This window comes from Chelativorans salis, assembly GCF_025336525.1.
Lineage (GTDB): Bacteria > Pseudomonadota > Alphaproteobacteria > Rhizobiales > Rhizobiaceae > Chelativorans > Chelativorans salis.
In genome coordinates this window covers 150,018-164,680 of sequence record NZ_JAOCZP010000007.1, presented here as the reverse complement: position 1 = coordinate 164,680, position 14,663 = coordinate 150,018, and the positions used below count along the sequence as shown (strand labels likewise).

General features: G+C 61.8%; 15 protein-coding genes and 1 tRNA gene. 5 read left to right on the top strand and 11 right to left on the bottom strand.

The genetic code is table 11. The features are described from left to right. The first annotated feature begins 16 nt into the window (after positions 1 to 16). A complete protein-coding gene (locus N5A92_RS20525; protein ID WP_260905892.1) occupies positions 17 to 784 on the top strand; it encodes a hypothetical protein in 768 nt (255 codons plus the stop codon). A 40-nt stretch (positions 785 to 824) separates the two neighbouring features. Here the strand turns inward: N5A92_RS20525 and N5A92_RS20520 are convergent, their stop codons facing one another. Continuing rightward, positions 825 to 1,799, bottom strand: coding sequence for an SDR family oxidoreductase (locus N5A92_RS20520; protein ID WP_260905891.1), 975 nt, complete (start codon positions 1,797 to 1,799; stop codon positions 825 to 827). 157 nt (positions 1,800 to 1,956) lie between these two features. Here N5A92_RS20520 and N5A92_RS20515 point away from each other — a divergent pair, with 157 nt between their 5' ends. Both N5A92_RS20515 and N5A92_RS20510 read left to right on the top strand, forming a co-directional pair. Further along, complete coding sequence (locus N5A92_RS20515) at positions 1,957 to 2,700, top strand: DUF427 domain-containing protein (protein WP_260905890.1); 744 nt, start codon at positions 1,957 to 1,959, stop codon at positions 2,698 to 2,700. A gap of 75 nt (positions 2,701 to 2,775) precedes the next feature. Next, entirely contained in the window at positions 2,776 to 3,555 is a 780-nt protein-coding gene (locus N5A92_RS20510) for an SDR family NAD(P)-dependent oxidoreductase (protein WP_260905889.1), read from the top strand. A 67-nt stretch (positions 3,556 to 3,622) separates the two neighbouring features. Here the strand turns inward: N5A92_RS20510 and N5A92_RS20505 are convergent, their stop codons facing one another. From N5A92_RS20505 to N5A92_RS20465, 9 genes are all read right to left on the bottom strand, one after another. Then, a complete protein-coding gene (locus N5A92_RS20505) occupies positions 3,623 to 4,654 on the bottom strand; it encodes a sensor histidine kinase (protein ID WP_260905888.1) in 1,032 nt (343 codons plus the stop codon). Further along, positions 4,642 to 5,391, bottom strand: coding sequence for a response regulator transcription factor (locus N5A92_RS20500; RefSeq protein WP_260905886.1), 750 nt, complete (start codon positions 5,389 to 5,391; stop codon positions 4,642 to 4,644). Before N5A92_RS20500 ends, N5A92_RS20505 begins: the two co-directional genes overlap by 13 nt. Then, positions 5,363 to 6,901 carry a DUF4153 domain-containing protein gene (locus N5A92_RS20495; protein ID WP_260905884.1) on the bottom strand — a complete coding sequence of 513 codons (1,539 nt, stop codon included), beginning with the start codon at positions 6,899 to 6,901 and terminating at the stop codon, positions 5,363 to 5,365. Before N5A92_RS20495 ends, N5A92_RS20500 begins: the two co-directional genes overlap by 29 nt. 404 nt (positions 6,902 to 7,305) lie before the next feature. Then, entirely contained in the window at positions 7,306 to 7,854 is a 549-nt protein-coding gene (locus N5A92_RS20490; protein WP_260905882.1) for a hypothetical protein, read from the bottom strand. 215 nt (positions 7,855 to 8,069) lie between these two features. Further along, positions 8,070 to 9,044 carry a hypothetical protein gene (locus tag N5A92_RS20485; RefSeq protein WP_260905880.1) on the bottom strand — a complete coding sequence of 325 codons (975 nt, stop codon included), beginning with the start codon at positions 9,042 to 9,044 and terminating at the stop codon, positions 8,070 to 8,072. A gap of 178 nt (positions 9,045 to 9,222) precedes the next feature. After that, positions 9,223 to 9,681, bottom strand: a complete 459-nt coding sequence (locus N5A92_RS20480) for a hypothetical protein (RefSeq protein ID WP_260905879.1) — start codon at positions 9,679 to 9,681, stop codon at positions 9,223 to 9,225. Between the two features lie 12 nt (positions 9,682 to 9,693). Then, positions 9,694 to 9,858, bottom strand: a complete 165-nt coding sequence (locus N5A92_RS20475; protein WP_260905877.1) for a hypothetical protein — start codon at positions 9,856 to 9,858, stop codon at positions 9,694 to 9,696. 229 nt (positions 9,859 to 10,087) lie between these two features. Beyond that, positions 10,088 to 10,164, bottom strand: a tRNA-Arg gene (locus N5A92_RS20470). A 53-nt stretch (positions 10,165 to 10,217) separates the two neighbouring features. After that, positions 10,218 to 11,381 (bottom strand): M20 aminoacylase family protein, encoded by a 1,164-nt coding sequence (locus N5A92_RS20465; RefSeq protein ID WP_260905876.1) that lies wholly within the window; start codon positions 11,379 to 11,381, stop codon positions 10,218 to 10,220. A 160-nt stretch (positions 11,382 to 11,541) separates the two neighbouring features. Here N5A92_RS20465 and N5A92_RS20460 point away from each other — a divergent pair, with 160 nt between their 5' ends. Both N5A92_RS20460 and N5A92_RS20455 read left to right on the top strand, forming a co-directional pair. Then, positions 11,542 to 12,669: a D-alanyl-D-alanine carboxypeptidase family protein gene (locus N5A92_RS20460; RefSeq protein ID WP_425248620.1), complete on the top strand. Its 1,128-nt coding sequence runs from the start codon at positions 11,542 to 11,544 to the stop codon at positions 12,667 to 12,669. 2 nt (positions 12,670 to 12,671) lie between these two features. Further along, positions 12,672 to 13,715: a CobW family GTP-binding protein gene (locus N5A92_RS20455; protein ID WP_260905872.1), complete on the top strand. Its 1,044-nt coding sequence runs from the start codon at positions 12,672 to 12,674 to the stop codon at positions 13,713 to 13,715. A gap of 2 nt (positions 13,716 to 13,717) precedes the next feature. Here N5A92_RS20455 and N5A92_RS20450 read toward each other — a convergent pair whose 3' ends face one another. Next, the gene (locus N5A92_RS20450) at positions 13,718 to 14,557 is read right to left on the bottom strand and encodes an MFS transporter (RefSeq protein ID WP_260905871.1); all 840 of its coding nucleotides are present in this window, start codon (positions 14,555 to 14,557) and stop codon (positions 13,718 to 13,720) included. Between the last annotated feature and the right edge of the window lie 106 nt (positions 14,558 to 14,663).

Genomic DNA, 14,663 nt, shown 5'->3' with positions numbered 1-14,663 from the left:
ACGAAGGGACATGACGATGGCGGATCCACAAAACGACAGGGACACGGAACTGGTGGAGGAAGGAGACATCTTCTTCTTTTATCGCCCGCGCGTAGAGGAAGAAGATCCAAAAGGCCGCGGCGATATCCAACGCTTCGGCATGGTGTTGCGCCCGCATGGCGGAGAGAAGGTTCGGCTGATGATCGTCGGTCGAAAACGGCTGCCAGAAGCGGAAGAGCACGAGCGGCATTGGGGCTTCGTCGATGAAATTGCCGACTCGGCAAAAGACATCGAGGAGGATTTGCGCGGCGGCACCTATGAAACAAAAACCCGCGGCCAACGCACGGTGCCGGCCGCACGTCCCGCTGGTGAAGGCGTTTATGCCATCACGCTGGAGGACGGCCAGATGCATCTGTCCTACGAGCTCGAGTTGCCGGAGCGCCGTGGGGATGTGCAAAAGGAGCTTCGCATTCTGCCGCAGGCGAGCTACGTCCTTTCCGTCAAGAATCCGGAGAAAGGAAGTCCGGTCTATGCGGGCCTGCGGGAGCAGGATCAGCCTGACTACCCCGACACGCTGCAAGAGGAGTTTCGCGGTCGACGCTTCGACCGGGAAGACGTGGAACTGCTCGATTATGAGGGCGCCGAATTCCTCCTTGTGGGCGCGCGCACCGACCCGGAGAAGGCCTACGGCGTCGACCTCGAGGCCGAGCATGAAGAGTATAAGGATGCCGATGCGATACGGCGGTTGCACATGGTGAAATCACGGCATCCTGTAAAGCCGCTCTTTGAGGGCCGTTGGGACTGACTGCGGCAGCCAAGGATTGGTCGGCGGCCGACCGAAGCAGTCAGTAGCCTCCAATGATCGGCAGGATCTCTCCCGTGATGTAGCTTGAGCAGTGGGGAGAGGCCAGAAAGACGTAAGCCGGCGCGATCTCCTCGGGCTGGGCCGGTCGCTTCATCGGCGTGTTGGCGCCAAATTTAGAAACCTGTTCCGCCGGGCGGTCTGACGGGTTGAGCGGTGTCCAGACGGGTCCCGGCGCCACAGCATTGACCCGGATTCCCCGCGAGATCAGGTTTGAGGCAAGGGCGCGCGTGAAGGCATGGATGCCGCCCTTCGTCATCGAGTAGTCGAGAAGTGCCCCGCTGCCCTCGATGCCGGTGACCGAGCCGCTGTTGACGATGGCGGAACCAGGTTTCATATGCGGTGCCGCTGCCTGCGCCATATAGAAGTAGCCGTACAGATTGGTCTTGAGCGTCGTGTCGAGATGCTGCGGGCTGATGTCTTCAAACTCGAGCGCATGGTACTGAAAAGCCGCGTTGTTGACGAGCACGTCAAGCGAACCGAATTCAGCGATCACCTTGGCAACGATCTCATCGCAGACATCCTTCCGGCTGACATCGCCGGGAAGCAGCAGACATCGCCTGCCCTCACGCATCACCGCATCCTTGGTTTCCTCCGCATCCCGCTGTTCCGTGAGATAGGAAATCGCCACGTCGGCGCCTTCGCGCGCAAAAAGCACGGCGACGGCGCGACCGATGCCGGAGTCGCCGCCGGTTATGAGGGCGGCCTTCCCCTCCAGTTTTTGCGAGCCGCGGTAGTAGGGCGCGTCATACATCGGCGGCGGGTCGACTCTTAGCTCGTCTCCCGGCTTCGGCAGATGCTGTTTCGGAAAGGGCGGGACCGGATATTCACGCGCCCCTGTCTGCACCGCACCGCCGTTTCCCTTCGCCTTGCGGGCCTCGTCGGCGGCATCGACTTCCCGCTGCACTTTCCGCTGGACATCGGCTTCCGCGCGGGCTGTCCGTTCCCTATGCGGCATCCTTCTCTCCTCTCGATTGTTCCTTCGTTTCCGGCATGACACCTTCGCGGCACGATCGCCGAACCGACCGCCGCCTCTCACGATCAAAATGGAGTGATCAGGGAACGGTTCCCTCGCTCGGACCTTTAGATGCCAGTATCCGAGACGATGCGGCGCCATGAGCCACAACCAGCCCATTAGATTCGAGCCCAGTCCGAAACGCATCCGCGCCATTATCGACGGCGAGACCATTGCGGACTCGCTCAAAGCCGTCCTCCTGCTCGAGAAGGGCCACTTGCCGGTCTACTATTTCCCGCGCGATGACGTCCGTCTCGACCTCCTTGAACGGAGCGGCCATAGCACTCACTGCCCTCATAAAGGCGACGCCTCGTACTGGCATGCCAAGGCTGGTGACAGTTTCATCGAGAACGCAGCGTGGGGCTATGAGGAACCGATCCCCGAATCCCGCCCCATAGAAGGTTACATCGCCTTCTATTGGGACAAGATGGGCCATTGGCTGGAGGAGGACGAGGAGGTCATCGGCCATCCTCACGATCCCTACCACCGCATCGACCTCCGGCTGAGCGAGCGCACCATGAAGGTGATGTTTGGTGGCGAGACGATCGCCAAGACAGGGCGCAGCCTTTTCCTGTTCGAGACCGGGTTGCCCACGCGGTACTACATACCGCCTGAGGACGTGCGGACCGACTTTCTCGAGCGAATGAAGAAGACCACCATCTGCGCCTACAAGGGAACTGCCTCGTATTGGTCGCTGAAGGTCGGCGAACAAGTGTCGAAGGAGGCCGTTTGGGCATACGAGGACCCGCTGCCGGAATACCCGCGGATCAAGGGCTGTTTCTGCTTCCAGCCGGAGAAGGTCGACGAGATCTCCGTCGAGGGAGAGAAACCGTCGGCAGCATAGGCGTTTCGGTGCGGGATGCACTGGCGCGGTGATCGAGCAGCGCCCATCGAGAACCCAACAGTTCTGGAGCAGACCATGACGGAAAAGCTGAAAGACAAGATCGCCATCATCACCGGTTCCGATTCCGGCATCGGCCAGGCCACGGCGAAGGCCTTTGCGGAATCAGGCGCGGACGTGACGATCACATATTTTAATGACGAGAAAGGCGCCGACGAGACGCGCAAGCTGGTTGAAGCTGCCGGCCGCCGTGCCATCGTCGTCCAATGCGACCAGCGCGATCCGGCCCAGGTGGACCGCGTTTTCCGGGAAACCGAGGAAAAGCTCGGCACGCCCTACATCCTGGTCAACAACGCCGGCATCGACTCCACCGGCAAGCAGGTCGCCGACATGCCGCTGGAGGATTGGGACAAGGAGATCAAGACCAATCTCTACGGCCCCTTCTACTGCTGCCAGCAGTTCATTCGCGCGCGCCGCGCGGCCGGCGGCAAGGGCAGGATCATCAACGTCACCTCCGTGCACGAGGATATACCGCGTGTCGGCTCGGCCGGTTACGACTGCGCGAAGGGCGGGCTGCGCAATCTCACCCGCACGCTGTGTCTGGAGCTGGCGCCGGACCGCATCAACGTCAACAACATCGCCCCGGGCATGGTGATGACCCCCATGAACCAGCCGGCAGTCGAAGATCGCAAGATCTACGATGAGCAGGTCTCAGTCATCCCCTGGAAGCGCGCCGCCGAACCGTGGGAGATCGCCCATCTGGCGCTCTATCTCGCCTCCGATGATGCCGACTACGCCAATGGCCAGACCTTCACCCTCGACGGCGGGCTCACGATGGCGATGGGACAGGGCGCATAGTTCTTGTCCGGTCGGCGCTGTGGTTAGGTTTCAACGGCAATCGTGCGCCCGAACGGACGCACGGCGTTTAGGCGGGTAAAGTTATACGGAAACCGGCGCCGGTCTCTGCGTCACTGAGCGCGATGTCGCAGCCATGCGCCTTCAGCATCGCCTGGACGATGACAAGGCCCATACCCGTCCCACCGCTTTCCCGCCGCGTCGTGTAGAAAGGCTCGAAGATTCTGCCCCGGTTGCCGACCGAGATCGGATCGCCATCATTTGCGATCTCGATGACTGCGCGGCCATGCCTGGTGGCGACCCGGATGGTCAGCTCGCCCGCACCGTGGGCTATGGCATTGTCGGCAAGATGGGAAAAGACGACCAGGGCATCCTCGAACGGCATGGGCAGAAGCGGCGCCGCGCCGGCCGCAAAGATGCTGAGCGACGGGAAGCGCTCCTGAAGCCGGGCGAGGATGTCCGGCAGATGTGAGGACTCGCCCAAACGTACGTTCTCCGCCCGTGCGAGATCGCGCATCCTGGCCACAAGAGCCGACAGCCTGACCGCATCCGTTTCGATGTTCTCCAAGAACCGAGCCCGGGCCTCGGGACCCATCTCGTCGCCAGCATCGCGCATCAGCTCGGCTGCGCCCGCGATCGATGTGAGCGGCGATTTCAGCTCGTGCGAGACATGAGCGGTGAAGGTCGAGATATAGTCGGAACGCTCGCGCAGCCGGGCAACCATTTTGGAGAAGCCGGCGGCCAGCCGGGCAAGCTCCTGCGTGCCGTAGTGCGCCTCACGAACTGCCGGCGCCGTGGAACCCAGCGTGACGGCCTCTGTCCAACGCACGAGATCCTGCACCGGACGAGTGACAAGCCGCCAGAACAGGAAACCCACCACCGCGGTCACGGCGACGACGACGAAACCAGCGGCCAGGATACGACCGGTATTGTTGGAGAGGCTGTCGAGCAGGGTTTCGGGCGAGCGGGATAGGGCAACGACGGCGGCCATGCCCGCCAGCGGCAAGGTGAGCACAATCGTCAGCACCGCACCGATTACCATAGCGAGCGAGGGCCGCCACTTCTCCTGAATGTCGGGCAGGGCGTCTTTCAGGCTTTCCATGATGCCTCGGCGTCGGCCTGCGCCGACGGGTCGGATTGCCTTACGCAGCGGCCAAGCCGGAAGCCGATCCGGTGCAGCGTGTCGATGACACCGGTGCAGCCCGCCGCCGCGAATTTCGCCCTTACGTTGCGGATATGGCTGTCGATGGTACGGTCGGACACATGGATGTTGCCGCGATAGACGCGTGCCATCAGCCGGCTGCGGTCGAATATCTGCCCCGGACGCTCCAGCAGCGCCGCGACGATCGCGAACTCGGTCGACGTCAGAAAAACCGGGGTTCCCGCGAGCGTGACGGCATGCTGGTGCCGGTCGAGCCGAAGGTCGCCCTGCGACAGTTCGGCGGCCGCCGCGGCGTCCATCTCCTTCGAGGCCCGCGCCGCCCGGCGCATGATCACGCCGATCCGGGTCACTAATTCGCGCGGGCTGAACGGCTTGGTCAGATAGTCGTCGCCGCCGATCTCCAGGCCGAGGATGCGATCGATCTCCTCGTCCCGCGCCGACAGGAACAATACCGGCACGTCCGAATCGCGCCGGATGGACCTGCAAACCTCCAGCCCGTCGCGCTCCGGCATGCCGACGTCGAGTACGACGATGTCAGGCGCCTTCTCGCCGAAAAGCCGCAGTGCCTCCTCTCCATCTTTCGCCATGATTGTCTCGTGCCCGTTCTTGCGCAGCGCGAAATCGAGCACCTCGCGTATATGCGGGTCGTCATCGGCGATCAGTATCTTCAATTGCATCACCTCTTCCCCCGCGTGCTTCGGAATGCTTCGCTAAATAAAGCCGCAATCTGTGTTCGCGAAGTGTCCATGCTCTCCAATCGCGGGATCTGTGCATCAGCGCGTTACGAAGGTCGACTGCGCAGTCACTCAGGATAGGCTCGGAGAGGTTGCCCCGTCGCGCCGCTGCCCGCATATCCATGAACGTGTCGATGGCGGGAAGCGCCGACGGTCCGAGCTCGCAGAGGTAGCGCCGGTCGAGTGCCACTCCCTGCCCCGATATCTCACGGCTGTGCCCGACATTGTAGCTCGCGATGACGGCGTTTAGATCGATGACGCTGCAGCCGTAGAGCATGATGCCGAGCACAACAAGGTTCGCCTTGATCAGCCAGCCGTTCGATTTGGACGTAACGATGCGCAACACGATGAGGACCAGCCCCGCGACGACGAGCCCCATCCAGACAAAGGCCGCAAGTCTGAGACGCGTCAGGGAATAGACCTCGATATAGAGATCGAGCCGTAGGATCGCCGACAGGACCAGCACGACGTTCTGGGCGATCCACAGGTAGACGAGCCAGCGCACGAGGCGCTGCGAGTGCGTATCGTCCGTGTCGCGGACGGCAGCCAGAACGAAGGCGGCGGCAAGCAGGGCCGAAACAACCAGAAGATAGGCGGCCTTTTGGGCATTTGCCGCCGGGCTCACGCCTTCGGGCAGTTCGGCACCGCCCCAAAGGTAGATCGCGTCCAGCACCGTCTGCAGAGCGAAGATGGCGTTGAAGACAATCAGCGAGCGGATGATGAGGCCGGTTCCCATACGCCAGCCTTGCGGCAAGATCTCGATATCTCCACCTCTCCCGCCCGGTCGCGCAAAGGCCGGCACACGAATGAAGGTCGTCACGAAAGCGCCTACCAACAACCAGAAAAGGAGGCGCAAGGGCTCCAGCGCGGCAAGCAGGCTCCAGAGATCGAGCAGGCTTACCCAGGACCAGAATACGGGGTTAGCCAGGGAGAAAAGCACCACGAACACCATGCCGAGCGCCAGCGGAACAAGCCAGGTGGCCGCGGCGGCAACAACGCCTGCCAGGGCACCCGCACGATGCGATCTGCGCCACCGAGTATAACGCCGCCCGATCCTGCACAGATCAGCCGTCAGAAGGACCGCTATCCTGCGCAGGAGCACCGGCCACGCCGCACGGGCATTCCCCGTCACCACGAGCGCAAAGGCGGCCGCGCCGGCAAAGCCGAAAAACATCGACAGCGGGCCGATGGTCTCCACGGCCGGAAGGAGCGAGAAAACGAGGTTCGCTCCGGCAAGCACCCACTCGCGCCTGATCGCCCGCAGGCGGTTGGCAGGCACCGCCGCAACGGCCAGCAGCACCAGAAAGGCGGAGAGCGAAATGCCGACCGGATGCCCGTAGAACAAAGCGTCCGATATCACAATAAGGGCAAGGGCGAGGGCGACACTGGTCGCGCCGTCGCCGGATGTCTGGAGCCGCGTGGAAAGGCTTTTCGCAAAAGACGTCGTGTGCATCTGGTCGACTATCCATTATTGAAAAAGGCGCATCGGCATCGCCGACCAGCCACCAGCCGTCGTTCAGGAGACGATACGGAAGATTGCCGGGCCAACTGTTGCGCATGGGAAGGCTATAGCTGCTGGAATTGCAGGCTCTGCGTCGTTTACGTGCAGGTTCCGAGGAGATTTATGCAGGCTTTGTGCAGATCCAGGGCAAGCCGGCGCGTCGGCGCGCTTGGCGGCAAGTTGCAGAAGGACTTAAATTCCACTCAGACGTTTCTAAGGCACCGCGCAGCTTCACGGCCGGCACCGCTAATTTCCTGAAAATGGCACCTTTAGGCCGATTCTCCGATTCTAGAAGCTCCGTAAAGGGGTCATAGAGCAGAGTTTTTGGGTCGCTGTGGGTATAGGGTCACGAGAAATTAGGGATCTAGGTAGTCCCTTCGCAGATCAAAATCTGCTGGCTGACGTTGCGCCTCTTTGATCAACTTCGTGTAGACAGCGCCGGAAACAATATGAAGAAGCTCGTTTGCCCAGATGAGATCGTGACCGATAAAAGTCAAACCTTCATCGAAGACGGTTTCGAAGAATATGAAATCAGAGCGATCGTCAAACTTCATGGAATGCGCCTTTGAGACAACGCGCATCATCTCGGCATCTGAATGGGCAATAACCTTGTTTCGCAACCTTATAAATTTCCGGTGCAGGCTCTGTTGCTCATCGGTGAACTTCACCCCGGCCATTTTTAATGTAAGGCGCGGTATTTCTCCCTTTGCTTCCGAGAACGGTCGGGTGTAGCCCATGATCATCGCAGTTTCGTAGCAACGGAAACGACGAAGCTCGACTTTTGAGTATTTTTCATCAGGGTCACATTCCGACAGGAAAGCCGCTGCGCTAAGAGCGAGTTGAAAGTCACCCAGCGAATACAGGAGGCGCAGGCGTTGCCGTTGCTGAAAGACCTGGCGATTCATGTGGCCCACCTCGACCGGAGTTGCACAGGACCAACAATCCTTTCAGCACGTCTCCACGACAAGAGAAAAAGGTAGCGCATAAAGCGGAGGGCTTCACCGGAGCCAATTCGCGACCCCGATCCCGGTTAACAACGGCAGCCATAGGAGTGTCCGCATAGCGGCGGCGATAGACGCGACATGGGACCAACTGACTCCGCCGAGGGGACATTATGCCCTCAGGAGTCCGCTGGTAGATTTTCTTCCCAAAAGGTCGGCAGATAGGACCGGAAAAGGCTGTCCAAGGCACGGGAGCGATAACGAAACCAATGACGGGAGCGATGTCCACGGAAGCGCCCCCAGCCATGCTTTTCCAAAAGCAAGTTTTCGAGCCTCAAAAGGCTAATCCAAAGGTACATGAGACCATGGGCGAGAGTCGCCTTCGACATTTCGCCGACGTTTCCTAGCATGGCTGTTCGCTGAGATTTCCCGTCCCAGCCGGGAGGATGCGCCGCCACGATGTGGGCGGCGAAATCGATGTGCACGAACCTGGAAAGCCACGCATACGTGTCCTTCCGGATTTCGTCCGGCGTCATGTCCACGGGGATATTTATAGGTTCCGCTGTTTCGAGCTTTGCCAGCGAGGCCCTGACGACAGCCGGAGACAAGTGGCGCTTCCAGTGCCGATAAGCGTCTCCGGCATCCTCGAAGGACTTTATGAATTCGCGGTAAGTAGCCTCGTTCGCCACCACCGTAATCATCAGGTCAACGATTTCGACAACACCCCGGAAGGCCGCGCGTGCCTGGCTTTCAAAGCCGTGAGCGACAAGGAGCCGGAAAGCCTGCATCGACTGCGCTAAATTCGAAGCCAGAACATAGAACACAGCGTTGGGCGATGGACGGTCCGGCAAAAGCAAATCGGGCCAAATTACCCTTCTCGGATGGTCGGTGTTCTTGAGTCCAAAGACCGACATATCGCAGACGTGCAGAAGCGCGATATCGAACAGCAACAAGAGCGGCTGAAGTCTTTCCTCGGCAGCATCGCGGCTTCTCTTACGGTCCTCCCATACCGCACCGAGGAAGTCCGAAAGTTCCTCTTTGATGGATTCGGCACTCTCCGCCGACGACTCGTTCTGCCTCCGCTGAAGACCAGGATAGCGCTTTGCCGTGGCTTGGCATGCAGCTTCAAGACGGTCGTATTCCTCGGGCCTCACGTGGTGCTCCCCTCCAAGCTTCACCATCGAATGACATTGAGCGTAAGGAAAAGCAATTTGATGCCCGTTCTCCAGCCATAAGGGCCGGAGCGCAGCGGAGCAGTCGCAGCCCGGAACGCGCAATCAAACGGCGCTGTAGTGACGTGCGGAGGCTATGCGAAAACGGGGTTTGATGTCTTTAGGCGACAAAGAAACCCCAACTCGCCGCTACGACAAGCAGGGCTGTTCCGATCGAATAAAGACCTCGGAAAATCCAACGGTTGACACGCTCGGTCAGGGTGACATTGCTGAACGTCTGGATTTCCCACCCCTTGGTGGCGAGCGTGGCCCAAAGCAGAATTGCAGCACCGGTGACAGCAAATACAGTTACGACTGTGTCAGACGGTCCAACAAGTCGAGCGGCTAACCAGCCCGTGACCAGGCCGACAAGCGCCGCTGTCGCCCCCCAAAGGAAGGCACCCCCCAAAGCTTTCCGGACAGCATTTATCCGGTATGGCTCCAAGGCATCCGGCTGCGTCTCCAGTGCCTTCATGTCCTCCTGCTCGATCGCGTCGAACAATCCGGGCGAGAATAGCGCCAGAAAGCAAAGCTTGACCGCTTTGAAAAGAGAAACGGGCGTCGGTTGCTTCAACGCCATGAATGATACTTCTCAGCCCTGCCACCCATGTTTGCGGCAATAATCCTCACCCGCTTTCATACCCGCCTCCATGGTCGGGTACTTTGATGGCAGGGTCACTTTCTCGCCTCTAAAGTGAACAGTCACCGTTTGAGCGATCTTATCGTATTGAACGTTCATTCCCTGTTCGTATGGCATTTTGCCCTCCAACCCATGTGTTGCCCGTGGAGAATACCAAATCACCCGGAGCGATGACACCGATGGGTTACAAACTCAAATTGAGGCGATTTGGGATGCCGTGCGGGCATTGGAAAAAAGGATTCGCAGGCAAAGTCGGTAGAAACTCGGTAGAAACAGGATTCTGTTGACAGGTGAGGCTGTTCCGGCGCTTCCGCCGTTCTGATTTTCTCTTTCCTTTCAAGTTCTATGGCGATCCCGGCAGGATTCGAACCTGCGACCCTCAGATTAGGAATCTGATGCTCTATCCTGCTGAGCTACGGGACCGGAAACGGCACACTCATAACGCGTTGCGGCGGCTTCGCCAAGCTGAAATGGGCTCAGCTCGGCAGTGCCGCTTCGGCCAGCCGCACCCAATAGCTTACGCCGTGCGGGATGGCCTCGTCGTTGAAGTCGTAGCGCGGGTTGTGCAGATAGGCGCTGTCGCCGTTGCCAAGGAAGATGAAGGCGCCGGGGCGCGCTTCCAGCATGTAGGAAAAGTCCTCGCCGCCCATCAGAGGCGCGATGGCGGTGTCCACGTTGGTGTCGCCCGCTACCTCGCGCGCGACACCAGCGGCGAATTCCGTCTCCTCGGCGTGGTTGAAGGTGACCGGGTAGTTCGACTGATAGGCGACCGTGACGCTGGCGCCGTGCGCCTCGGCTATGCCGGTGCAGAGGGCGCGCAGGCGCTCCTCGGCGAGCGTATTCATCTCCTTCTTCAAGGTGCGCACCGTGCCCTCCATCCGCACCCTGTCGGGGATGATGTTGTGGGAATCGCCGCCGTGGATCTTGGTGACCGAAACGACGACCGATTCCAGCGGATCGGCGGATCGCGCGGCAATCGTCTGCAGCGCGCCGATCATCTGCCCGGCGACGACGATGGAATCCACCGTCTTGTGCGGCATCGCCGCGTGCCCGCCCTTGCCCTGCACCTCGATGACGAATTCCGCCGTCGCCGCCATGATGGGGCCGGGGCGGATGGCGAAGTGCCCCACCGGCAGGCCAGGCAAGTTGTGCATGCCGAACACGCGCTCGATCCCGAAGCGCTCCATCATACCGTCCTTCACCATCTCGCGGCCGCCGCCGCCGCCCTCCTCGGCCGGCTGAAAGATGACAGCCACGGTGCCCGCAAAATTGCGCGTCTCGGCGAGATATTTGGCCGCGCCCAGGAGCATGGAGGTATGCCCGTCGTGGCCGCAGGCATGCATCCGGCCCGGCACCATCGAGCGATAAGGGGCGCCGCTCTCCTCCTCGATGGGCAGCGCGTCCATGTCGGCGCGTAGCCCGATTGCGGGTCCGGCGCCGCGATTGCCGCGGATGATCCCCACTACCCCGGTCCGTCCCAGGCCCGTGACCACCTCGTCGCAGCCGAAATCCTCCAGCTTCGTGCGCACGAAGGACGCCGTTTCGTGAACGTCGAACAGAATTTCCGGCTTTCTGTGCAATTCGCGGCGCCACGCCGTGATCTCGTCATGAAGTTCGGCTGAACGATTCACGATGGGCATTAAAGTACATTCCTTCGCTTGCGGGACAACGCCGCGACCAGCCCTTTGCCATCGTGGCGACATGTGCGTTAAATATGGCAGCGGCCGCGAGCTTGAAAGGGGCGGGCAAGGCAGGCTTGGCCCGGCCATCTTACGGATATCGGCAGTACACAGGCAATACATGAAATCGGGATACGCAATACGGTCTTGGCGCAGCGGCAGAGCGCTCACAGTGGCAGCGGCAATCCTCCTGTCCCTGCCAGGCGCGGTGGCCCTCGCCGGGCCCCATGTTCTCATGGATGTGGACAGCGGGCGCGTACTGGCCGCGGAAGACGCTTTCAAGCGTTGGTACCCGGCCTCGCTTACCAAGCTGATGACGGCCTATGTGGCTTTCCGCGCGGTCGAAGCCGGTGAAATACAGTTCGATTCGCCCGTACGCATGTCGCAGAGCGCGGCAAAGGAGCCGCCCAGCAAGATGGGCTACCCGCCGGGCTCCGTTCTCACCCTCGACAACGCGCTCAAGATCATCATAGTCAAGTCGGCCAACGATGTGGCAACGGCAATCGCCGAAAATGTCGGCGGGTCGGAGCAGACCTTCGCCGCCCGCATGAACGCGGAGGCGCAGCGCCTGGGCATGAGCGGCACGCATTTCGTCAACGCCCATGGGCTGCATTCCACGCAGCAATATACGACAGCGCGCGACCTGGCCCTGCTGGTGCGGGCAATCCGCACCGAGTTCCCACAGTATGCGGCCTACTTCTCCATTGAGGGCCTACGCGACGGCGAGAAGGTCATGCGCAACTACAACTTCCTGATCGGCCGCTTCGAAGGCGCCGACGGCATGAAGACGGGCTACGTCTGCGCCTCCGGCTTCAACCTTGTCGCCACGGCCACGCGGGACCGGCGCACGCTCGCCGCCATCGTGCTGGGTGCGCAGTCGCAGGTGGATCGGGCGAAGAAGGCGGCGGAGCTCTTGGCGCAAGGCTTCAAGGCACAGGGTTTTGCCGCGCCGGCGCTGGCGAGCCTGCGTCCCTCCACATCCGACAGCAGTACGGCCACCGACATGCGGCCCGAAATCTGCTCGCAGGAGGCGGTGGCAAAGCGCGTGAAAATGCGGGACGACGAAGGCCGTCTCATCGTCAATTCGCCCTATGTACGGGAAATGACCCGTGAGCCTCGGCTTGTCGCCATCAGCCTCGGCGGCGCCGACGGGCCGGAATCGAAGGCGCCGCGCTACGCCAATGTGCCGATACCGACCCCGCGTCCCGCCTATCCGCCGCAGTCGGCTGTTGCGGGCCAGGGCGACTGAGCATGGAAAGCACACCGATAGCCCTCGACATCGTCACCGGCTTCCTCGGCGCCGGCAAGACGACGCTCATCAACAGGCTGTTGAAGGACCCCACACTCGCCGATACCGCCGTGATCATCAACGAGTTCGGCGTGGTTTCAATCGATCACCTGCTTGTCGAGCAGGCCTCCGACGGCGTCATCGAGCTTGGCGACGGCTGCCTGTGCTGCACAGTGCGCGGCGCGCTTGTCGACACGCTGGCAGCGCTTGCCGGGCGCGCGCAAAAACTTCGCCGTGTGGTGGTGGAGACGACCGGTCTTGCCGATCCCGTACCTGTGCTGCAGGCGGTTATGGCTCACCCCGAACTGTCACGGATCTATCGCATCGAAAGCGTGGTGACGGTGGTGGACGCGGTGAATGGCGCGGCCACCCTCGACGCCCATGACGAAGCGCTGAGCCAAGTCGCCGTCGCCGACCGCCTAATCCTTACCAAAGGCGATCTTGGGCCCGAAGAGGACCGACAGGTGCTCATCCGCCGCATGGCCACACTCAACCCGAAAGCGGAGATCCTCGATGCTCGCGCGCCCGAGGCCGGATCGGCGGCCATGTTCGAGACTGGTACGGGCACTCGCGCAGCACCGCCGCCGGCCGCACATCACGACCATGACCACGCGCACGATCATGGACACCACGAAGAGCGCTTCCAGTCCGTGTCGCTCACTCACGACCGCCCGATGCCGCTGGCGGCAGTCGAGAATTTCCTCGATCTGCTCACCACCCAGCAGGGCGAACACATCCTGCGCATCAAGGGATTGGTGGAAACGGTGGAGGAGCCTTCGCGCCCGCTCCTCGTACAGGGCGCGCAAAGGCTTCTGCACGCGCCGGAAAGGCTCTCCCGCTGGCCTGACGGCGAGCGCGGCACGCGTATCGTCGTCATCGGACAGGCGCTGGATGAGGACTATGTCCGCCGCATCTTCTCCGCCTTCGCCGGGCAGGCGGCGGTCGACACACCCGACCGTACGGCCCTAGAGCACAATCCCTTGGCGATCCCCGGCTTCCGCGCCTGAACTCAGGCGATCCGGCGCCGGCGACTTGCCCCGATGGCAACCGCGAGCGCCACCAGCGCCGCGACGAGGATGGCGAGCGAACCCGTTGCGAAGGCGGCGGCATAACCGACTTGTGCGGCAAGCGGCTGGCTGATCAGCGGCGAGACGAACTGGCCGAGGAAGATGCATGCCGTCAGCATGCCGGCGACCCGGCCGCGATGGCTCTCGGGTGCCAGCCCCATCGCCGCCGACCCGAGATTGGGCATGACCATGCCAAGGCCGAACCCCACGATCACCGCAGCCGGCAGGATGGCGGCATAACTTTCCGCAGCGGCGACGAGACCGAAGCCGGCCGCCAAGAGGGCGAAACCGAATGCGAAGACGCCGGCGACGCCGATCCGCCCGCGGACCCGGCCATACTGGAGGGACACGACGGCCGAAGCGAGCGTCGTTGCGCCCAGCGCGACACCGGCGAATATAGGCGCGGCGGCGGCGAGACTGAGCAGGTGGAAGGGAAGCTGCGTGGGCATCAGATAGAAGACGACGCTGTTGAGCACCGCTGCCGACAGGACAGCCGCCAGCGGCAGGGTGAGAACGGGCACTGCGGGTGCCTTCCCGGAAGATGCCGCTTCCGCCTTCGAGGAGCGCGTGGGCTCGGGAACGAAGATCAGGATCGCCGGCAGCACCACGAAGGCGATGGCGTAGATCAGAAACGGCGCCCGCCAGTGGAACTCGGCCAAAAGCCCGCCGCCGGTGAGGAAGAACAGGCCGCTGACTCCGATGGACGCCGCCTGAAGCCCCATGAAGCGGTCGCGCGCCGCCCCGGAGAAGAAATCGCCGACAAGTGTCGTGGCCACAGTCATCACGCCGGCAACCGCGATACCGAGGAGCGGGCAGGCTGTCGGCAACGATCCCGGACAAGCCGGAAAAACCGTAGAACACCACAGCGGCGATCGCCACGGGCCGCCT